Origin of the sequence: Halobacillus sp. K22 (assembly GCF_052246795.1) — a bacterium.
Lineage (GTDB): Bacteria > Bacillota > Bacilli > Bacillales > Halobacillaceae > Halobacillus.
The window spans coordinates 10,855-34,190 of record NZ_JBQQCN010000012.1 but is presented as its reverse complement, the minus strand read 5'-3'; the positions used below and the strand labels follow the sequence as shown (position 1 = coordinate 34,190).

Here is a 23,336-nt window from a genome sequence, read left to right as displayed (position 1 = left end):
CTTTTCTCTCCTGTAAAAATCTAGTAATTATTCGGTTAGAACAAAACGGTATTTACTTAAGAAGTAGAAAAACTTTCCTCTTCTTTCACGCCATTTTTCTCCGTAACCTCCTCAAGCATCGCGCGTACTTCATCAGTAGAATTTGCACTCATCAGCTCATTTCGTAAGGCACTCGCACCGCTGAATCCGCGAACATAGATCTTAAAGAAGCGGCGAAGTGGTTTGAACATCCGAGGTTCCAGTTCTTCAGAGTACTTATCATGAAGATCGAGTTGCAGGCGCAGGAGATCAAGAAGTTCCTCACTGGTATGCTCTTTCTTCTCAGTTTCGAAAGCAAACGGGTTATGGAAGATCCCTCGGCCGATCATCACGCCATCTACGCCATATTTCTCCACTAGTTCAAGTCCTTTCTGACGATCAGGAATGTCACCGTTGATCGTCAGAAGTGTATTTGGCGCCACTTCATCACGAAGTTGCTTGATCTCCGGAATCAGCTCCCAGTGAGCCTCGAAATTACTCATTTCCTTTTTCGTACGGAGATGGATGGAAAGATTCGCTATATCCTGTTCCAGAAGGTGCTTTAACCAGTCGCGCCATTCCTCAACCTCCGTGTACCCGAGGCGGGTCTTCACACTTACGGGTAGTCCTCCCGCCTTAGATGCCTGAATGATTTCCGCTGCAACATCTGGACGACGGATCAACCCGCATCCTTTACCTTTGGCTGCAACATTCTGTACAGGACACCCCATGTTGATATCTACGCCACGAAACCCCATTTTAGCCAGACCAATACTCATCTCCCGGAAGTTTTCAGGCTGATCTCCCCAAATATGGGCAACGATTGGCTGTTCATCTTTTGTGAACGTCAGGCGCCCCTGTACGCTGTCTTTTCCTTTCGGATGGCAGTAGCTTTCCGTATTCGTAAACTCTGTAAAAAACACGTCAGGTCTCGCTGCTGCACTCACGACATGACGAAAAACGACATCTGTCACAGCTTCCATCGGTGCCAGAACAAAAAACGGCTTCGGCAACTCGTGCCAAAAATTATCTTTCATAATATATCTGAACCCTTTCCTTAAGGGAAACAATGTTTCCAAAATTAAAAAGTAAAAATGTAGCTATCTTATCCATGACCAGATAGGTAGGATTTCAACCATTATATACTTTAATCGCATTTAACGAAAAGTGCAAGGGACGGGTAATGTTGGTTTGAAAAGATTTTGCCTGTTATTCAAAGTGTGCATAGGCTATTAAGAGGCAGGGAAAAAAGGAGAGGCGTAAGTAGGTTAATTACTTTGGTTCAACATCTATGAAAAGTATCCTTTGGTCTTCTATACAAGAATCCTAAGAGTTTATATCAATCAAACTATCTTCCTAATTGCTTTTAGGAACTAGGTAAAAGAGTATAGGTATGTTCGACTTCCATAAGAGAATTAATATTAAGTACTTATCAAAATATAATGAGCAAATTAAATTTAGAAAGATGGGAGAAAAACCACTCATCTTCAAAGTAGTCTCAATAATATTTAGGCTGAATATAAAGGAGAGACCTACTATATTCCATTTTACACTAGACCCTTAACTATACTTAAATCGATATTTATAGGTTATTTAATCTCTATATTAGAAAGGTAAAGCAGTAAAATATGTAATTATATACTGAGTTGATTTAATTGACTCAGTATAATAAAATATTATTTAAAGGGGGGCGAAAAATGTATAAATTAGTCGAACTACTAAGCAAGCATTGGGATCATACTTTTGAACAAAATGACGCACTAAACCCAGTTAATAAGGAATTAAAACTATCGATAGGGATTGGTAGATCAATTCTAATTAATAATTTAAAAGCAATAAGCTTAAATGATAATGAGCAAAAAGAAATAATAAATATTTATGATCAAATCTTTGAAGCTTCTTCCGATGATATATATCCTTTAGATACCCAGGAAGTTATTGACCCTATCAAGTTTGATGTGATTGGCAGAGTATATGAATCTCATATACATAATAACGGTACTAGGAAATCAACTGGCCAATTCTATAGTCCTACCGAAGCAGTTAACTATATTGTAAGAGGTCTCTCTCTTGAAAAAGAAAAAGTATTAGATTCTAAAAATTTTATAGATATAGCATGTGGAACGGGTGTATTCCTAATAGGAGCACTAAAAGAATATAAAAGTGCTTTAGAGTTAAGAGGTGTACCAGAAAGAAAAATAATCAAGCTATGTTTAGATAATATTTATGGATTAGATATAAATCCAGTATCTTGCATGATTACCAAGATAAATATTTTCAACTATATAGTGCTTAACTTTAAAACACAAAGCGTTATAAATGTTGACTATTATCATTTTAATATATACAACACCGATTCTCTAGAAAACCGGTCTGATATTTTTTCTGCCGGCACTAATCTATCTGTCGCAGATAAAATAAAGCAGAGATCAGATGAGTTCGTTGAGGGGTTTGACTATATATTAGGTAACCCACCTTATCTAGAAGCGAAAACAATGCCCAAAGAGTTAAAAGAAATATGTAGAGCAAATTATAAGGATGACATGTTTGGAGCATTTGATCTATACATGGCTTTTTTAGCGCAATGTAATAGGCTTGTTTCCAAAGAAGGGATAATTAGTTTAATATTACCAAACAAGTTTACCGTAGCCAAATACGCTAAAAAGTTCCGAGGAAAGTTGTTATCTGATTATAAACTGTTAGAACTAGTTGACCTTTCAGAAATGGATATATTTAATAAAGCTGGCGTATACCCAATAATCTTTAGTTATCAAAATAGTAAAGCAGAAGAAGAACATAAGCTGAAAACAAAAATGTCAGTAACTAATTATATAGAGCTTTTTGATGACACCTTTAATACACATGTACCTCAAACTCTCTATGAAAAAATTGGAGAGATGAACACTTTCTTTTGTTTACCAAGGGACAAAAGTGGGGATTTTGAAGCCTTCTTTGTTGATTTATTTAATCGTCATGAAACATTGTCGAGCTATTTAGAGTTTCGTTCAACTGTTTCATTCCACAAAAAAGGTTTAAGAGAACAATTTGTTAAACATTCATTTGAAAATGAAAAAGTAGAGGGCAAAATTAAAAAGTACCTTGGTGGACTTAGTTATTCTAAGAAGAATGAAGTCAGCCGTTATTCTATTGATTGGAATGGATTCTATATTAATTACGATAATAGTTACCTGAAGTCTATTGGTAATTCTTTACCACCTATAGAAAATTTTGAAAGACCAAAAATTATTTTCTGCCAACATGCAAAAGAAATCGCTGCTACATTTGATGAAAGTGGAGAGTGGGTTTCTAAAGATGTGTTTCCAATTGCGTATGCAAAAGATCAGTTAATAGAATCTAAGCTCTCCATTAAATATTTCACTGGGTTATTAAATTCCATCTTGTATAGTTTTATTTATGGTATTGTATATAAAGGTATACAAATATCTAGTGGCTATTACCATTATTTACCTACTTGGATGAAGGTGATGCCAATTATTATACCAAGTGGAGACGAAATAGTTCAGGTGGAAAAGTTAGTTGATCAAGCTGTATTAGAACCAAATAATCAAACTATCGTAGATAAAATCAACGAAAAAATATTTGATATTTATAAAATTAATAAAGAGCAACGAAAGATCATGTATTCGTTTTTTAATTACTCAAATTCTGATTCGCCTAAATTAGTTAAAAGTTAAAGGAGAGCAAATTTTGCTCTCCTTTTTGTATTAAAATAATTAATGAGGTTTTATAAAAATCTCATCCTTTTCCACTTTCTAATTCGACTAATTGTTTTTTTTTACAGACATCCTTATTTTATGGATAGTTTGTAAAGAAGTAATAATTTCTTCTTTTAAATGGGCGATACCATAGGCTTCAAGAACCGTGTTATCAAAATCTTGTCTATCCTCTTGTTCCCATTCCTGTTGTATCGAGAGAATTTCTCGTTGTTTTAGCCTACAGAATTTTTCTTTTATCTCTTCAGATTGCTCTTTTGTTAATATATCGGGGTTTAACATGTGTAGTCTAGATTTGATATCAGAAGACCTTAAATCTAATGCTCCTAAACCTCTGCCAAAACCTAATGATTCTACGTAGAATAATCCTACAATACTGTTTAAAAGGGCATGACATAAATCAATATCAGTGTTAGGATCTTTCCTACTTAAACCGGCAAGTCTTTGGTTGATGAAGGAGTACTTATCCAATTTGGCAAAAAACAGTCTTTGCCCAGGATTGATGCTGATAACGATCTCTGCTAATTGAGTAGGTAGCATTGTGTACCATCTTTCTTTCGCAGAGGAGTGTATTGATTCTGGAAGGGGGATACCTCTTTGATTAACACCATTCTTAAAATGGTTAATCCAGTTTAAAGCACCTGTATGACCTAATTCTTTCAATTCTTCTTCATCTAAGTCACAGCAAAATGCAACAGAAGTTGCCTTAGTTTCAAGATGGGTAATATCTCTTGAACTGCGAAGAACAGGTCTTAAATACTCGCTTTCGATGCCGTGCCCTTCTTTCGGGTAAAACATTTTATCCCATCCTTTGCGGACACCACGAATTGTATAAAAGACTTGGTTTGCACTTACAAGCTTATCTTGAATGTCTAAAATCCAACTAGGGTTTGAAAAAATAGAGTGTAAGCCAACTCCCATTGTAGTAAATGAATCTATTTCAGATGGTGTGTATGAAGACATTACAAGATCTTCATAGGTCATAGGATTTTGTGTTCTAATTATTGAGGAGAGTGTATTCGTCTTATCAAAGTCTACCTCCCCGTTTTCATTATTAATCAAATCCTGCAATGATTTATTAAAAGTGACAAAAGTTGTTTTTTCACTAAATGGAATACTTCCATGTTTGACATCATTTTCTGACCTCTTATTTAAAATGATAATGTTCGTGACAACTTCAGCATCTTTAAACCACCTCGTTTGCCCTGAAGTAATAATACATTCCACGTGGAAAAAACGTTTTAATAACTTATAAAACGTACTCCCCCATCTACTTGATAACCATGAGTTCGAGATTATTAAACCCATACGCCCACCTTCTTCTAGTAAGGACCATAGTGAGAAAGGAAAGTAAGCTAATAAATCGCTTTTAGGAGCCAATTTATATTTTGTTCCAACAAGTCGTTCTATTTTTTTATTTATTCCTTCCAAGACCTTAGGGTTCATTTTCTCAAAGTCTTCGTGTTGGACAAAAGGTAGGTTAGATACGATATTTTGAAATTTTGGAAGTGGTGTTGATATTAAACTTCCATCATTAGGGTTATGTAAATTTATTGTCATATTAGGAGATAAATGAGTAGCATCTTCTCTAAATATATTTATTAACTCTCCTATGTTTTGTGGGGAAGTTAGAGACATTGTTGCGATGTGTATAGGGAATGAGAATTTGTCACTAGCCCATGTATGTTTTAGTGCGTTACTTGTTGATATTCCAGCATGTACTTTTAAATCGTAAGCTGCTTTAGGAATCGTACCTGTTCCACAACATGGGTCAATAATATTAGATGATCTATCCATCATAGTTAGTGAAGTAAGGAGAGATGCTAATTCTCTAGGTGTAGAAAATTGCCCGGCAGCTTTTCTTTTTGCGCGAAAAACAGTGTACCTTAGTATATCTTGTAGGAGTGATTGGTCAACCCCTTCTAATCTTAAATCTGTTAATAAATCGTTGAATTCCACTAATCCATTCCAAGCATTTTGGGGAATAAACTCTTCTCCTAGGTTTGGTTTGAAAATGTTCCAGAAATCACAGCTTTTTGATATTTTATTAATCTTTTTTAAAGCATTAGGTACTGTTATACCCCCGGTAATATTGTTTATTTCATTTGCCTCTTCATTGAAGCCTTTTAATAAATGTCCAAAAACTAGCTTATTAGTCCATGATATAAGTAAAATTCTAGAAAGTGGTCTCCAAGGTTGATTTTCTTCGGGGTATTCATTTTTATTTTCTATCCACCATATATTCACTTTATCGAAAAATTCTCCGCTAGACTGAGCTTTATTCTTAAGATGATCAGCAACTTCTACTGAATTATTTAAAATGAAATCTGAAATACCGTTCCCGGTAATTGAATCAATTAAAGAAGCGCTTTTTATGGTACCATTACTAAAATAATAGTTAAGGTCCTCTAAAATGCTTTTAAGCATGGCTCGCCATTTATCATCATGTTGAACCACTTGATTTCTTTTACTAATATGGTTTAAATCACTCCAAGATTTTATTATATGATGTTCCCCATCCTCGTTTATTATGTATAATGCTGCATTAGATACATTCCACAATAAGAAGCTATTAAGACCAAGTATATCCGCTTTTTTTCTTGCATTTTTTATAGTTTCTATATCGCTAATTGGTGTATCAGGAAACTTCAGCTCCCAACCTTGCAGTATTCTTGATTGGTCATAAAGTAAAACGTCAGGGAAAAGTCTACCTTTACCTGTGTTAAGAGTGTTCTCCCCACCAGCTCTTTTCAATGATACGCTTCGACTTTCTGCCCATTTATTGATTTCATATATCACATCTATTGCCCAACTTCTTTCATTATAAGTGGTGTTTTGACTCATTATTTGCCCTCCATATAAAAAGTATCTATACATAGTACTTTTTCATGATATCATGAAACTGAAGAAAAGCTGTCCATAATATTACGAAAGTTTAATAAAGCGTAGTGTTATTATAAGAGGAGTATTTTGGCATTAAATCCAACTTACTTAGAAGATCATTATAACCAGCTTATAGGACCGAGAGCTATAATGGTACCTATTACATATGAAGAGTGTTATAAATTAAGAGTAAAAGCATTGAAGTTTGCTGTGCCAAACACTACTATAGGCAAAGAAGCAGGGAGTATATAGGATCAGGCGACTGGTAAGCTAGCAGAATTAATAGTTAAAAATTAGCACCGTCAGCAGAAATGAACACTTTAGATGAAGAAGTTTATGGACATGTTACTAAATTAAAACCCTATTGTATTAAAATTTAAAATAGATGTGAAATGCAGAGCCGGAGGTAGGAATTTTCAATACGCCGTATAATGGTAGAGAAACAAAGCATAATTTGTATACAAGACCACTTTTAGGTGAAAGTAATAAATACGATGTAGATGTTTATGTATTTTGCCATTTCAAAAAAGAAATACAAAATATCAAAAATAGAAGAGCTAAAAGAAATAGTAAATGCACATCCGAATATAGACGGAATATTAGATCAAACTACTTCCTTACCAGGGACAAAGCTCCAGTATAAAGCTTGGAATTTATTTTTTGGTTAAGTAAAGAGAGACCAAAATAAGCATATTATTTACCCAGTGGTTCTTTATCCGAGAGCGGAAATTCTTGGATGAGATACAGAGCTGATAATGTAGAATTATTTCATAAAAACGTGACACATCCAGATAAAAAATTCATATTACTAGTGTGGATTTAGTTAGAATTATTCATGATCTGGAATAAAATATATATTATTTGAGAATAAATAGATTTTTGAATGAGTTAGGCAGCCTTACGGTTATATTAAAGTAGAGAATTAGAGCGGGGCAATGAACGTGTTGGAACAAAAATATGGAATTAAAAACGCACGAAATCGAGATTTTTAAATCTGATTTCGTGCGTTTTTAATTCCATATTTTCAAGCTCCGAAGGTAACTATATACTTATATGGCGTATTAAATCATATTTAAGAGCTCGCGCACTACTTTTTCTTTATCGGACTGATTATAAGGAACAGGTACGTATTTAATGTCTATAGATTTCAATGAGCCTACATCTCCTGTAATTTTCTCAAGTTTAATAACATTTTCATCTGTGTTATCTGAAATCCAAGTTGGGTAATATAAATTAATTATAGGTAATTTTTTGTTAACAAAATCCCTTAATATTGCAAGACGGTTGTATTTTCTATTGTCTTCTGCTTTTCCCTCCCTGTAGTAATTCGAAAGTTTTTCGTTTTCAATAGGACGGTGTTTATCTTTTCCTGGCTTAATTGTGTTCTTTTTTAACTCAATAATAGCAATGGGTTCTTTTTTTTCGTTAAATAATAGTAGGTCTACATCTCCTGGCCATGCGGCTCCTGTATTATCGTTAGTAAGGTGACATTCAAGCATTGTGTGTGCATATTTTAATTTCTTTTCCACAAATACTTCTCCACCAGAAAGTCTCTGAATCTCACTCTTTAGAAATTCAATGTTATTCTTTTGGATCTCACTTATTTGCCCTGATTTATCTAATTGTGTCGTAATGATTGATGCTGGGTAGTCTGACCAATTCTTAGAATCGTGGAATAATTGGTATTTTGCTTTCACTTTTTGCGCGGAGCAGAATGCACCGAACCTTTCTAATAACAATTCTCCTTCACTTTGCACAAGAGCCTTCCATAAAGTGTCCTGATCTTTATTTGGCCAATAATCAAACTCATTTTTATCGACTATTCTTTTTACCCAAAATTCATTTGAAATATAATTTCCTTTCCCCCAACAAACGAAGAAATCAAATGTAAGTGTAAAATAGTCAGAGGGCAAATAGCTTCCGCTAAACCATTCTGTAGGTTCTGTGGTGCTAGGGTGTGTGCTCGCTTTACAAGTTCTTTTCTTACAATTTGATAAATATGGTTTTAAAATCATCATTTTGTCACTCCTAATTAATTCATTGAATGGTATAATTATCCTGTATTTTCTGCTTAAGTTCAATAAAATCAGAAAAAAGGATGGATATATGAATGGAATGGTCTAAAAAAGACATTGAGTTATTTAATATTTTAAATGTAGAAGTTGGTAGCACGGGTTATAAAGGAGGAGATTCAGGAGCTGGAGGTAAAACAATTCTTCGTCTGCAAAACGGAGGTTCAACAGTTTGGACTCTTAAGTATGAAGATGAATATGGAAGTACGAGTGTTATTGAGCAACCTCAAGTGATTGAAATTGAAATGAAAGGTGATTCAGAAATGCAATCATTTATTGAGGCCTTAGAATTTACAATTAATGAATTGCGACACTTTAAATACGGAAAATAGTTTCCTGATTCTTTCATAATAGTAATGTAATTGGATTCGTTGCCCCGACTGGGAACAATATTTGAAAAGCATTTAGAAATTTCCTTAAGTATATTTATTAATATTCTTAAGGAAATTTCATTTACTCATTACTGGAGAGGAGATAATTATGTTAGACCTTTAATGAGAAGAGAACTTCAATCTGATTTTACTCTTTTAGAGTAATTAACAAATCTGGAATTTAAGGAGAATTAGTTGCCGGGTTTAACATTATTAAGACAGGAAGATAACCTCCTTATTATAAATCTCTAACTTATTTATTGGATATATATAGTTCCATTATACTAAAATGGGGAAGCAATGTCCTTACACTAACACGTTTGCTAATTGATTAATCGAAAAAAACAGAGGTGAATTTTGTGGCGACGATGAGAGAGAATCTTCAGTGTGAAGTTTGTGGTGCAAAAACTCTTGTACGAATTCAAGTGGGATGGTTAGATATGCACCCGATCCGATTTAACTGTGGAAGATGCGAAATTTTGATCACTGGAAATATGTTTCAAGACCAGTTGAATGCTGTGGCGCATACTAAATTTGAAAATGTTATAAAAGTACCTGATAAAGATGATTCAGATTTTCACATAGAAGTATCGGGTGAATTTTTAACACAAAAGCTTCAATCATATCAATTTAGTAATACTTTTTTTCCACCTTTCTTTACAAGTGGTATGTGGCTGATGGAAGAAAATATGGGAGAATTTAAGAGGAAAACTTTAAGGTTTCTATCTACATTAAACAATGACTGGCCAAAATATAGAAGGGTTAATGAGTTATGGTTAAGAGGTAATTACCAATATCTCTATAAAGACTTAAATAAACAAATTCGCAATAAGCAATTTCCCTTGAAAAATGAATTACATTATTTAATTGCAATTCGCCAAACAAATATTCGCTTATTATCAAGTACATTAAGTAAAAATTTCTTTGAAAAGCAAATAAGATTTATAGGAGAAGAAGTGTCAAATCTTTCTAAAAACAAAAATAAAGAATTTTCAACCCTCCTTGAATATTTCTCTAATTCAATACATAGAAACGAGGAAAAAATATTTGAATCTATTAAGCAGTTTATTAATATATTCAGATTTATGATTCCGGTTTTCGGTATGGACTTTTATAAAAACTCGACTGACGTAGAATTAGATGAAAAAGGTATTACTACCGTGTCCTTTGAGGAACTAAAGCAGTTTTATGTAGATATTTATGAGGTAATAACCGAAATGTTAGAGCTAATTGTGGCTTATAATAATCTTAAATATCGTGGTGATTTCCAACTTATGAAAGAAAAAAGGAAAGATGTCGTTAGGTTAGAAGACTTTAAAAAGAAAAGTAAGGGGGCGAAATTAGAATTTATTGATGGAAATGAGGAGTATGATAATATAGTCTACCCTTATTTAAATAATAAACTACGAAATGCAATTGGCCATAATACATATAAAATGGAAATACAAAGCCAGCAAATTACTTATTTTCCGAAAGGAAATGAAGATAATGAAGAACCTCTAGTTACTTCATTAAAAGACTTTACACGCTGTTGTTGGGATATATTTCAGTCATTAATGAACCTTTCAGAACTAGTCTACCAAACTAGAGAATTTTATTATTTGAGTCAAGGTCTTACTCCAACATCTGAACATATTTTTGAAGAAAAATAAAAAACTAATAGTAAGCGAGGTATTGAAAAGCAAAAAAGAAAATCGAGAAATAAGAATAGAAAATAGGAGTTTTATATGAGAGTAGAATGAATCTTTCAGATAGAAGACAGTAAAGTGGAATACTCTTTAACACAATACTGTATAATTTTGTTAATTCTGTTATTATCAGGGCATTAACTGTGAATCTAATAAGCATTGTTAATAACAATCAAGTTAGATTCTAGTTTCTATTATCAACCTAGATTATACCTTGGGGCGCTGATGCGATTACGCCCTCCCTTTAATACGATAGGATTTTATCACATTTAAATGTTGTTACTGGACTTTTCTCTAAAAAAGTTTTAAAAACTTAAAGTCTCCTTTAAGATTATCGATCTTAAGGAAGATTTTTAGTTTATAATTTCTTATTCTACCACTAAGGGTATGGGCGATGGGTATCTAACCTTTAGCACTCCCCAACTTAATTGATAGAGCACTAGTTGCAATTTAAAATTCTTTGAATATTGTTTCGAATGTGCGTAGCATGATAGAAAAATTTAACAATCAGGATTCAGAAAGGGTACAAAGTTCATTAAAATAATGAAAAGGTACAAGAGTGTAACATACTTAAATTAGGAGATTCATGTGTCCGATTTTTAACTGAAATAGATCGATTACAAAACAAAGTTAGTTTTAAAAGAAGAGGATTGAAATAAACCTTTTCCTTCAATTATTTAGTAAGCTCGTATTAAAGGATTTTTAACCGAATTCTTCAACATCCATAATTTTATATCATAATTCAACCTAGCAAAATACAATAAACCTAATAACAACTGTTATATTCCATACAAATAAAGCTTAATACTTAGGTATCATGGCTGTCAATCTAGAGATCATTTAGCGATTTCTCTATCATCTGATAAAGGTTGAATGAAGAGTGGGTGATAGGCCAATGGAGTATATATCAATATAATAAGTTTGTGACCTTTTAAGGCTCCCTTCACAAGACCTCCTTAATTTATTTGGATTTTGGCTGGAGTGATTTTTGTCATCTATAATTGTTTGATCTCGTTTTTCTCTCAAAGCAATACCAAGTGATCTACACTCGATCCGTTATTGTAAGTTTCAGCTATATCAAAAAATTAGTCTCAAGATAAAGCACTTTATCCACATAAATAAATTAAATATATACAATATCCTTCACGTTTAAGTATTTTAATCTATGAAGTTTACACTTTTGTGATAAAGAAAATACATAGAAAATTCTTTTACCTTGGTGGTCTACATCTCTTTCGACAATTACGGTACAATTCTGCCTACTATATAATTGTTTTGCTAACTTTGTTGCTTTCCATTTTCTATCCACTTTAATATATCTATCACAATTGCATATCATACGAACTCCTCTTTTCTTGAAGTAGATTAAATATACTTATTTTAAATAACATTGAGCATAAGAATAATTTAAAATATTACGAGAAGCCGGTGCTTAACTAGAAGATGCAGAATTAACGGAGTAAAGGGATGCAATTAAAGGGTTTTGGGTAAATAAATAGTTAATAGTCAATTGCTTCTTGATTATGAATTTAGGTAGTTATTTTTCTCTAAACGCTCGACTTTTTAAGGATAGAAGACTTAACTTACCTAATTAATACCTTTAATCCTTGCTCAGCTTTAATTGTAGGAGAAGTTGCAAAATGATGCCCTTTTGGTGGCTAGTTTTTTTATCCTTAGAATTATAAACTCTCTTCAGGAGTTTTTCTCCTGCCAGTTTATGGTATATTATTTATTTATTTATTCCATTCCTTTTTTAAGATTCTCCAAAACAAAGTCAAAACCTTTTTAATTTACCAGTTATTGGGCCTTTATTAGTCAATAGTCGGTGGAGGTGATGGAGGATTTTTTTATTTACATATACGAAGATATGATAATATAAGTGTAATAATATTTTAGTAAGGTGTGTCTAATAAATGTATACCTTTAATTACATGTCACTTGAAGAGGATGATAGAAACTATTATCTATTCGATTTACAAAAATTACCTGAATACTGCCCGAGATGTAATAATAAAAGTCAAGAGCCTACTATGTTAGAAGCTTATAAGTATAGAAAGAAAACTATAGAGGCTATTTTCAAATGTAACTCAAAGTACTGTGGTGAGATATTTTTAAGTAGGTTAACAATTTCTACACCTCCAGATTCACCATTAGTGGAATGTTATGTTGTAGAATCTTATCCTAAAAATCCAGTAACAAAAAAGTTTAATGAATATATTGAACAACTATCTTCAAAATTTGTTGAAATCTATAATCAAGCAAAAGAAGCTGAAGGTAGGGAGTTAGAACATATTGCAGGTATGGGTTACAGAAAATCCTTAGAGTTTCTGATAAAAGATTATTTAATAGAATTTAAGGATCTTGATAGGAATACCGTCATAAAAACTCCCTTAGGTACATGTATAAATAATTATTTATCAAACAACGTCAAGGAAATCGCTAAACGTGCCGCATGGTTAGGGAATGATGAAACACACTACCATAGAGTTTGGGAAACTAAAGATATTAAGGATTTAAAAGTGCTTATTGACATAACTGTCCATAATATTTCCTCAGAAATCCAAACTCAAAAGTATATCAATGAAATGAGGAACTAGCTAAAGGGGAATGATGGAAATAGAGTAAAGAATATCAGAGGGGCTACATGAAGATTTTAAATAAAATTTTCTAGCTCCAAAAATCTTTTCTATAAATATTATAAAAAAATGACACCAACCAGACCTTCCTCTCGATTCTAGAGATAAGAAGGTCTATTTTTTATGCCTTCAAAATAAAGGAGGAGAAAAATGAATTACCTAAAAGAATTGAACGCGTTTTTAGATCAGCTGGAATTGGAGGAGTTATCTTTACCCGCTTCCATGCTTTGGATTTCGTTAATGCATTTCAATAACAAAGTGGGATGGAAAAAAGAATTCGCGGTTCCGACAGCGACCCTCATGACCAAGGCTCGTCTTACGGAGAGCACTTTTAAACGTGCACGCACAGAACTGAAGGAGAAGGGTTACATTAAGCACACGTTTATCAACCGAAACCGTGCGCCATTGTATGAAATGATCTCACGTATAAACCAGAACGTGACCGAAGAAGCGGGCGATGGGGTGAACGCAGGAGTGAGCGTAGGAGCGGACGTAGGACTGGTCGCTTTATTTAAAAGAAAAGAAAGAAAAAGAAAAGAGCGAGATGAGGAAGCGGCCAGAGGTCCAAATCCTCATGAATTTTATGAACAGAATATCGGAATGCTGACTCCCTATACAGCTGAGAGTATTACACAGTGGTGTGAAGAGTTGTCCGACGAATTGGTCGTGGAATCAATGAAGCGAGCCTTGCAGCATAACAAGCGCTTTTATAAATATTGTGAAGCTATTTTAAAACGATGGCAGGCAGCGGGGGTTACAACACTCAAAGGGGCGGAGGCCCTGGCACTGGAACAGCGCCCGAATATTAAGGGTGCAGATAAAAAAGAAGATGACATTTTTGAGCAGATTAGAAGGGAGAGAAATGTATGAATTATGAAGAAGCGGTAGAAGTATTGAAAACCATTGAGGAAGTGTATGCAGGCAAATTTCCACTCACTAAAAGGAAGGTTACCCTATGGACTGCTGAGCTTGAGAAAATGAAATATGATCCTGTGATGAGACGTTTAACGAACCACGTGGTGAAATCACCGTTTCCGCCAACGCTATCAGAAATCGCCGTATATGAGGTGTCGGATAATGGAATGGCCGAAAAGATGGCACGTTGGAAAAAAGAAGCGGCAGAAGTATCGGAGGAAACGAAACGGCTGTTCTTAGAGAAACTAGATGAAATGGAAAGGAAGATGGACAAATGATTTTCAATCAACAAGCAGAACAATCAGTTATCGGCACCCTGTTAATGGAAGGATCGCTGATGGATGATGTCATTCTTTCACCGGAACATTTCTCCGATAGAAGGCACTTGAAAATTTTCCAGGCGATGAGAACCATCTATGAAGCCAATGATCCGGTCAACATAGTCACAGTGACCACAGTGTTAAAAGATAAGATAAGAGAGGCGGATAGTGTCACCTATATGACCGAGCTTGCTACATCAGTCCCAACGACAGCTACCTTTAAACATCATCAGCGTCTGGTGCTTGAGGCGTACAGGCACCGCATCACTAGGGCAGCGGCAATCCGATACGTCAAAGATCCCGACGATGAGACGTATGATACGTTAAGTGCGAATATGGATTCATATCGAGAGGTTGGCATCAAGGAAGATGAGGGTTCGGTAAGAGAGGTCCTCATTGAGATTGCGAAGGAAATGAAGAATCCAGTAAAAGATGGCATGACTGGTTTTTCAACAGGATATGAAGAACTGGACCAAATGACAGGCGGCACCCAGAAAGGCGATTTAATCATTCTTGCGGCTAGACCTTCGATGGGGAAAACAGCGTTTGCGCTCAACCTTGCTTCCCACCACTGTAAAGAGGGAGGAAGCGCACAGATCTTCAGTCTGGAAATGGGGAAAAGGCCGCTTATAAAGCGGATCCTTTCCTCCGAAGCTTTAGTGGATGGAGCGAAATGGCAATCCATGGATTTTAACAAGCAGGATTACATAGACATTCTAAATGTCATGGGCCCAGTTTCCGAATGGCAGATCAACATTGAGACCCAACCAAGAACCGTCAGTGATATCCGTGCAAAAATCAGATCCCATATGAAGAAAATAAAGAATGAACGCCATCTGGTCATCATCGATTATCTTCAGCTTATGTCCCCCTCCACACGCTCCGAACGTCGTGACCTTGAGATCGGCCTCATTACAAGAGAACTGAAGTTATTAGCTCTTGAACTGGAAATCCCTATTGTATTACTGTCTCAATTATCCCGTGCTGTAGAACAAAGACAGGATAAGCGGCCACTCATGTCCGATTTACGTGAATCGGGCAACATTGAACAGGATGCTGATGTTATCGCGTTCCTGTATAGGGAGGATTACTATAACTTGCAGGAGAATGATGACAAGATTGAATTGATTATCGGTAAGCAGCGGAATGGTCCGGTTGGGAAGGTGAAGCTTCAATTTCAGAAGGAGTATGGGAAGTTTGTTGGGAAAACGTCTCAGCTTGCTATTTATTAAAGTATGATAAGTTTATCTATGCTTCTCTTAAAAGAATTGGTGAAAAAATAATGATTTTTGAAAAAGAGAAATTCTAGGAAGAAATAGAGAAAAAATTTTGGCGTCTTCATCTGAGGAGTTCCCATGGAAACTCCTCAGATGAAGACGCCTTTTATTTGATATAGCGCTGATCAATAATGTGCTAAAATGTCTAAAAGGAAAAAGATGTAATCGGAATTCATATTGGTTAAAAAAGAGGTGCTTTAAGAGTGAAATTAGACAGTGAACTGGTCCTTATAAACGGAACAGACAAAACAGATCAAGTTTCATTTTGTAATTTTAATAATGGCAATTGGCATATTAGGTTTAAGAGGTCCAATAAGGTCTACAAATATAATGAAAATAAAGTAGTTTGGTATCGTGATCCAAAAAGGTTGGAAACAGCTTCTAAAATAGTATATAACAATAATCAACCTATAAATGGAATTAATGATATTTTGGTTTTCGAAGCGCATGTACGATTGATTTTTAATAGTGGTTTCAAAAAAACTTATTCCCGAGAATCATTGACTATAGATGAGGATAGCTTATCAAATCAAAACGCGATTATTTGTTTTGATTACTTAAAAAAACTATCTCAACAGATAGATTCTGAAGAAGAGCAAGGTCGGAAATTATTAAGTAAACAGTATGATAGTTTAACGACTGTCAGTTCCCAAAGTGTTTTATCTGCTTATTTAGAAAAAAAACCATTAAAAAGTGAAGAGAAAAAAGAAAAAGTTATTTTCCCTTTTGGATTTAATGTTAGCCAGAAGTCAGCTACTATAAAAGCGATGAACGAACAGCTTAGTATCATTGAAGGCCCCCCGGGTACAGGAAAAACGCAAACGATTCTTAATATTATTGCCAACGCTATTATGAATGATAAAACGGTTGCGGTTGTTTCGAATAATAATTCTGCTACATCCAATGTATATGAGAAATTGCAAAAGTATGGAATTGATTTTTTGGCTGCTTATTTAGGGAAAAGGGAAAATAAGAAAAAATTCTTCTCTAAGCAAAGTGTGGCGTATCCTAGCATGGATCATTGGGTGCTAGAGGATACTCAAGTCCAATTCATCAGAAGAAAACTAGAGGAATCCGAGCAAGAACTGAACCAAATGCTAGAGTATAAAAACAAGCAAGCTTCTTTGAAGCAATCATTATCTTCAATCAAAACAGAGTATAAATATTTTAAAGACTATATTTCAAAAACAGAACTAGAACTTTTACAAATAAAATCCTATTACAAATTAAGTTCGGATAGAGTACTGCAATTATTAATTGAGTACGAGCGATCAATACAGAGTGGTAAAATTACATGGGGGCAAAAGTTATTTTACCTAATGAGGTACGGTATCTATAACTTTGAGCTATATAAATACTCCTCAGAGAAACTTATTTCTAACTTACAAAGGCTCTATTACGAATTAAAGGTAAAAGAGTTGGAGACCGAAATAAATAGATTAGGTAAGAAGCTGAAGAATTATGATTTTGAAGCTGTCATGAATCAGTATAGTGAAGACTCTATGAAGTTGCTCAAAGGAAAGTTGGCAGCCATTTATGGAAAGAAAAAGAAAAGGATTTTATTCGATGAGAAGGCTTTGTGGAATAATTTTGGTGAATTTTCTAAGGAGTATCCTATCATTTTAAGTACCACTCATTCCCTGAGAAAAAATGCACCTCAAAACTATCTGTTTGATTTTGTACTTGTCGACGAAGCTTCGCAAGTGGATTTAGTAACTGGCGCACTAGCTTTATCTTCCGCAAAAAAAGCGGTAGTCGTAGGAGATATGAAGCAGCTTCCTAATGTCATTACTTCAGAAATTAAGAAAATAACGACAAGAATATTTGAGGATTTTAATGTTGATGAAGGATATCATTACGCAAAGCACAGTTTATTATCATCGGTCGGGGAAGTATTTAATGATGCTCCAAGAACGCTGCTAAAAGAGCATTATCGATGCCATCCAAAGATTATTGGTTTCTGTAATCAAAAATTCTATAACAATGAGTTAGTAGTGTTGACAGAAGAAGAGGAAAAAGACCAACCTTTAGTAATATATAAGACAGCCAAAGGTAACCATGCCAGGGATAAAATTAACGAAAGGCAAATAGACGTAATTTTAAAAGAAGTACTACCACAACAAAAGATAGAGTTGGGTTCTACGGGGATAATTTCGCCATACAGATTACAAGCGGATACAATCCAAGATACACATGGACACTCTGAATTGGAAGTAGATACTGTCCATAAATTTCAGGGAAGAGAAAAAGAAACAATCATTCTGACTACGGTTTCTAATAAAGTCAAAGCAAATGACTTCGTAGATGACGCTAAACTTATAAACGTATCTGTATCACGTGCAGAGAAAAAGCTAATTGTCGTAGTAGCCGATGGGGGCGAGCGTTGGCACCGAACGAATATAGGAGATTTAATTAGATATATTAGATATAACAATTTTCAAGTTATAGAAAGCAAAATTCATTCCGTTTTTGATCTTCTCTATAGTAGCTACTCAGAAAAATTATTAGATGTAATGAAAAAAAGTAAAAAAGTTTCTAAATACACTTCAGAAAATTTAATGAATGTAGTAATCGAGGAAGTGTTAAGTGATGAAAAATTCATGAGCTTGGATTTCCTTCTCCATCAACCACTTCGAATGTTAATTCAGGACCCTGAAGGACTTACAGAATCAGAACGAAAATATGCTATGAATCCATTAACTCACACAGACTTTGTTATATTTAACAAAATGGATAAAATGCCCCTGCTAGTTGTAGAAGTCGACGGCCACGCTTTTCATTCCGAGAACCCTGTGCAGCTTAAAAGAGATCAATTGAAAGACCAAATTTTAAAAAAGTATGGAATTCCCGTAATTAGAATGAAAACGACTGGTAGTGAAGAAAAAGAAAGATTACATAAGAAACTTTTGGAGATTTTAAAATAAGAGCTGAGTGAGGCGGAATTCCTCTCTACCGGCACTCTATTTATCCTTCAAAGTAAATTAAAAAAGAAGAGAATGCCTTTTTAACAAGAGGAGTCGTTCTCTTCTTTTTTTACTTTCAAAACACGAATTCATCGTTTAGAGTTAGTGATAACTATGGATTATTTTTGAAAATATTCGATGGAGCAGAAGTGACTAAAATAAATCAGGCTATATATAAAATGTCATGGCATTAGACATATGGTTCCTTAGGGTGTAATTATAAACTTGATTTTGAGGAGAGTTGGACCAGTGAATGATCAAGCAAATTTAGAAAGTAAAGACAAGATTCACTCGATATTAACCAAGATTACAAATGAATATTTAACAGAAAAAAACAAGCAATTTAAATCCAATTCATTAGGTCAATTTGTTCGAACCAATGCTCCAAAAGTGATTAACTCGCTGGACTTTATCGATCAAGACCGTTTTATTGTGAAAGGTTCGGTGGGACAAGGGAATTGGGCTCAAATTCCTTGGATTACTATCTTAGATAAGCATGTAACAACAAGTACGCAACAAGGCTACTATTTAGGGTATTTGTTTAGTGAAGATATGGAGAGGGTCTATCTTTCATTCGCTCAAGGAATTACAAAAGCTTCGAAAGAACAGCTCAAGCACATCTGTGAAGATATTAGAAGTACGATTCAGACAGATCGTTATCTTACTTCATCACCTATACACAAAGATGACGCGATTAACATCGGGAGCAGCTCCAAGGGAAAGAGCTATGAAGAGTCTACGGCACTGTATATTGAATACGACCCGAACTCCCTGCCTTCAGAAGCTGATCTACAAAAAGATTTATCGTCCATGATTGAAATCTATGATGACTACGTCCGCGTTCAAAGTGAACGTGTAGAGGAAAATGACACAGATCACAAGATAGAGTGGACAGATGAAAAAATCATCGAACATATACACTCTTACATAAAGAATCAAGGGTTTTACTATCAATTAGAAGATGTGAAAAATTTGTTCCTCTCGCTCAGAACAAAGCCTTTTGTGATTTTATCTGGTATTTCTGGAACAGGGAAAACTAAGATCATAGAGTTGTTTTCTGAAAGTTTAGGAGCAACAGAGGAAAACAAGCAATTTACTTTAATCCCAGTAAGGCCCGACTGGAGTGACGGATCTGACATGCTAGGCTACACCGATATAAGAGGAGTATTTCAGGAAGGACCGTTAACCTCTGTGATTAAGGAAGCTAGGCTACATAAAGACCACCCTTACTTTGTCGTTCTAGATGAAATGAACTTGGCACGTGTGGAGTATTATTTTAGTGATTTTCTAAGTGTGATGGAAAGTAGGAAATGGGTGGATGGAAAAGTTCAAACCCTCCCGATTATGAGTGAAAACCAAGCGGGGGAACGGCTAACGATCCCGCCCAATTTATATATTATTGGGACAGTGAATATGGATGAAACCACTCATCCGTTTAGTAAAAAGGTATTAGATCGTGCGAATACCATTGAATGGAACGACGTTCATTTGGATACCTTGTTTTTTCTTAAAGAAGATGAAGGACAACAGGAACAAGTAAACCTTCCTAATCAAAGGGTACAATCAGAATACCTTCGTTTAAAAGATGCCTATTCAGCATCAAACAAAGAAACGGTGGAACATGTAACGACAGAGTTAGTTCAGATCAACGAGATCCTTAAACCCATTCAGGCACATGTGGGTTATCGTGTCCGTGATGAGGTTTGTTTCTATACGATTTATAGTCGCTATTTAATGGCTGAGGATGAAGCGTTAGACTTTCAGTTTTACCAAAAGATTCTTCCGCGACTCACAGCTAGTCATGGACAAGCTTTTCAGGTGTTAATGAACTTATTTACTTACTTTACGAACCATACTTATGAAGAAGGTTTATCATCAGATCAGATCGAGGACATATTGGGCCAGGCACGTTTTCCAAGAAGTGGTCGAAAGGTTTATGAGATGATCCGGCGAGGTGATTTAGATGGATTTACTTCCTTCTGGAGCAGCTGATGAAAGAGAACTGATTGAAATAGAGACGGACGCTTTTTCCCTCTACATTAAAGGAAAGCCGTACCACAGTCGTTATGAGAGTTTGAAGCAATACAAGGCTATTCAGCCGTATGAATCCATGTACTTTTCAGTAAATGGAGAAGCTATTGAATCCGTTAGAGTCTTCGATGTGCGTGAAGAGAAGCTCACGGAACATACTAATGTCCCACCTTTATTTTTTGAAAATGGAGTTTATCAACTCGTGGTAACGCCTAAAAGTCACGATTCATTAGAGTTTGAGCATGAACATCCTGCTTTAAGGAAAGCGGTCAGTAAGGTAGGGAAGCATCCTCATCAACTATTAATGGGGAATTTATCCTTTACGAATGAAGTAGGGTACACCACTTTTTCTATCCTTAGTGAAGGGAAAAAGCAGTTGGATGTAACTTTGGAAGTCTTTCCTTCTAAACTGTCGTATAAGGAAGATTACCAACAGCTTTTAGAGGAAGTGAATGAGGAAGTTTATAACTTAGCCTATCATTTCGTTAAGAAAACCTATTTGGGAGCTACCACCACGCAAACGGCCGACCCTTCCTGGGCAGAATTTTATCGATTAGTAATGAAATACTTCCAACAGTTTACAAAGGCCGTTACACAAGTCGAAAAGCAACCCCACCACCAATTGAAGAAAGAACATCGCTTAGTGAGGGGCGACCAGCTTAAAAGGCAGGACACGGTCGGTTTGAAATATCTGCGTAAGCGTCCTGGTCTATTTGTGGAATCTCCCCATGGCATTCCCATTCATGAAAAAAAGATGATGCCGATGAAAGGGATAAATGTTCAAAAAGAACCAACCTACGACACGTTAGAAAACCGTTTCGTCAAATGGATGATGGTGAGGCTTTCGCATAAATTGAATTCATTAAAACGAAAGCTGGGGGAGAGAAAACCCTTTGATGTACAAAACCCTAATCAAGATAAAATAAAAGTAGTCGAAGAGATGGAATCGTCTATCCAAAGAAAGCTTGCCTCTCCCTTTTGGAGAAGCATAGGGAAGCTTGATCGCTCTGTAATGTCTCTCGTGCTCCAAATGGCTCCTGGATACAGAGAAGCTTATCAAGCCTACCTGACGCTATCTCGTGGTTTAGTTTTGCATGGAGAATTAGCGAGAATGTCTGTCAAAGATGTGGCAACCCTTTATGAATATTGGACGTTTTTAAAGTTAGGGCAGATATTAGCTTCAAAGTATAAGATGATCAGTCAAGATATTATTAAGGCCAATCGTGATGGGCTTTTTGTAACGTTAAATCAGTCGAAGTCGGCGAAAAGAGTCTTTCGTCATCCTCATACGAATGAAAAGATCACCTTACATTTCCAAAAGCATTCAGGAACATTGCCAACGGTAAGACAAAAACCAGATTCAATGTTAAGCATAGAAAAAGTTGGGAAAGATCATACCTACGAATATGTCTTTGACGCCAAGTATCGCGTCGATTTTGCAGCAGTAGGAAGTTATTATGGCCGGACTTATCATAGTCCCGGTCCTTTGGAAGAAGATATCAACACGATGCACCGCTATAGAGATGCAATAGTAGAAAATAATGCTAGCGCTTATGAACGTAATACGTTTGGTGCCTACGTATTATTCCCTTGGGCCGAAGAACATGAATACGAAAAACACGCGTTTTACCAAAGCATTCAAAAAGTAAATATAGGCGGCTTTCCTTTTCTACCTCAATCAACTGCATTAGTGGAGCGTTTCTTAGATCGATTAATAGAGTGCTCCCCTAAACAGTTACAGGAAGAGGGAATTTTGCCTAAAGGTACGCTTGAAGAGTGGAATTCTAGAGTGAAAGAGAAAGTATTAATCGCAAAGGTGAACGGTGAACAACAGTTACGGAACATCAACCAGTCAGGCCAGATGTTTATTCCGGGTTCGTATTTATGTAAAGGCTGGAAGGAAGCAAGTTACATAGCTTTATATAAACCGAAAGTTATCTTTGCAGAGGATGGTGGGATCTACCAGTACGCTAAACTACGTGATTTAAAAGTAGATTATCAACGTGGTGGAATCCGTCTATACATGGATACGTGGAAAAGACTCAAGCATTCGATCAAGCCAGTCGGCTATGGAATTAGTACTTCCACTTTAACTACTTTATCGGATTTGAAGGCAGCTAAAGAATTACCTCAACTCTATATGAAGAGTGCTATGGAAAAACAGCTGTGGGAAGTGTTAAGAAGGTTTTCTAAAGATATTCGTATGGACTTAGATTTTATGGAGCTTGAAAAGGCTGGCAAGGTTACCTCTTTCCGTACCCTTACTAAAGGAATAACGGTAGAGGTGGATGAATCGGTTGTTAATATACGAGCAGATAAGGGCGCCTTATCTTTTTCCTGTGAAGATGTGGTGCACAACGTGAATAAAGTATTCAGGGAAATAGTGAACCTCCAGTCGAGAGGGTAATGAAGTTTTCCTTCGGTTCCT

General features: G+C 35.3%; 14 protein-coding genes. 11 read left to right on the top strand and 3 right to left on the bottom strand.

Going from position 1 to position 23,336, the window contains the following annotated elements; genetic code table 11:
• Nucleotides 1–56 precede the first annotated feature (56 nt).
• Complete coding sequence (locus tag ACTWPM_RS10400; RefSeq protein ID WP_443132979.1) at nt 57–1,055, bottom strand: tRNA dihydrouridine synthase; 999 nt, start codon at nt 1,053–1,055, stop codon at nt 57–59.
• A gap of 660 nt (nt 1,056–1,715) precedes the next feature.
• Here ACTWPM_RS10400 and ACTWPM_RS10395 point away from each other — a divergent pair.
• Nucleotides 1,716–3,713 (top strand): Eco57I restriction-modification methylase domain-containing protein, encoded by a 1,998-nt coding sequence (locus tag ACTWPM_RS10395; RefSeq protein ID WP_443132978.1) that lies wholly within the window; start codon nt 1,716–1,718, stop codon nt 3,711–3,713.
• A gap of 87 nt (nt 3,714–3,800) precedes the next feature.
• Here the strand turns inward: ACTWPM_RS10395 and ACTWPM_RS10390 are convergent, their stop codons facing one another.
• On the bottom strand, nt 3,801–6,596 hold the full coding sequence (locus tag ACTWPM_RS10390) for an HsdM family class I SAM-dependent methyltransferase (RefSeq protein WP_443132977.1): 2,796 nt from the start codon (nt 6,594–6,596) through the stop codon (nt 3,801–3,803).
• A 545-nt stretch (nt 6,597–7,141) separates the two neighbouring features.
• Here ACTWPM_RS10390 and ACTWPM_RS10385 point away from each other — a divergent pair.
• On the top strand, nt 7,142–7,303 hold the full coding sequence (locus ACTWPM_RS10385; protein ID WP_443132976.1) for a hypothetical protein: 162 nt from the start codon (nt 7,142–7,144) through the stop codon (nt 7,301–7,303).
• 393 nt (nt 7,304–7,696) lie between these two features.
• On the opposite strand, the gene ACTWPM_RS10380 is transcribed toward ACTWPM_RS10385, so the two are convergent.
• Nucleotides 7,697–8,653, bottom strand: coding sequence for a hypothetical protein (locus ACTWPM_RS10380; protein WP_443132975.1), 957 nt, complete (start codon nt 8,651–8,653; stop codon nt 7,697–7,699).
• Nucleotides 8,654–8,745: 92 nt separating this feature from the next.
• Between ACTWPM_RS10380 and ACTWPM_RS10375 the strand changes: the two genes are divergently transcribed.
• From ACTWPM_RS10375 to ACTWPM_RS10335, 9 genes are all read left to right on the top strand, one after another.
• Nucleotides 8,746–9,039 (top strand): hypothetical protein, encoded by a 294-nt coding sequence (locus ACTWPM_RS10375; protein ID WP_443132974.1) that lies wholly within the window; start codon nt 8,746–8,748, stop codon nt 9,037–9,039.
• A 398-nt stretch (nt 9,040–9,437) separates the two neighbouring features.
• Nucleotides 9,438–10,730, top strand: a complete 1,293-nt coding sequence (locus tag ACTWPM_RS10370) for a metal-binding protein (protein ID WP_443132973.1) — start codon at nt 9,438–9,440, stop codon at nt 10,728–10,730.
• 1,949 nt (nt 10,731–12,679) lie between these two features.
• Nucleotides 12,680–13,363 (top strand): hypothetical protein, encoded by a 684-nt coding sequence (locus ACTWPM_RS10365; protein ID WP_443132972.1) that lies wholly within the window; start codon nt 12,680–12,682, stop codon nt 13,361–13,363.
• A 189-nt stretch (nt 13,364–13,552) separates the two neighbouring features.
• The gene (locus ACTWPM_RS10360) at nt 13,553–14,272 is read left to right on the top strand and encodes a DnaD domain-containing protein (protein ID WP_443132971.1); all 720 of its coding nucleotides are present in this window, start codon (nt 13,553–13,555) and stop codon (nt 14,270–14,272) included.
• Nucleotides 14,269–14,595 (top strand): hypothetical protein, encoded by a 327-nt coding sequence (locus tag ACTWPM_RS10355; RefSeq protein ID WP_443132970.1) that lies wholly within the window; start codon nt 14,269–14,271, stop codon nt 14,593–14,595. Before ACTWPM_RS10360 ends, ACTWPM_RS10355 begins: the two co-directional genes overlap by 4 nt.
• A complete protein-coding gene (gene dnaB, locus ACTWPM_RS10350) occupies nt 14,592–15,869 on the top strand; it encodes a replicative DNA helicase (protein ID WP_443132969.1) in 1,278 nt (425 codons plus the stop codon). The genes ACTWPM_RS10355 and dnaB overlap by 4 nt, the downstream gene beginning before the upstream one ends.
• Before the next feature lie 248 nt (nt 15,870–16,117).
• Nucleotides 16,118–18,838 (top strand): AAA domain-containing protein, encoded by a 2,721-nt coding sequence (locus ACTWPM_RS10345; RefSeq protein WP_443132968.1) that lies wholly within the window; start codon nt 16,118–16,120, stop codon nt 18,836–18,838.
• Between the two features lie 288 nt (nt 18,839–19,126).
• The gene (locus tag ACTWPM_RS10340) at nt 19,127–20,869 is read left to right on the top strand and encodes an MrcB family domain-containing protein (RefSeq protein WP_443132967.1); all 1,743 of its coding nucleotides are present in this window, start codon (nt 19,127–19,129) and stop codon (nt 20,867–20,869) included.
• Nucleotides 20,841–23,315, top strand: coding sequence for a DUF2357 domain-containing protein (locus tag ACTWPM_RS10335; protein ID WP_443132966.1), 2,475 nt, complete (start codon nt 20,841–20,843; stop codon nt 23,313–23,315). Before ACTWPM_RS10340 ends, ACTWPM_RS10335 begins: the two co-directional genes overlap by 29 nt.
• Nucleotides 23,316–23,336 lie beyond the last annotated feature (21 nt).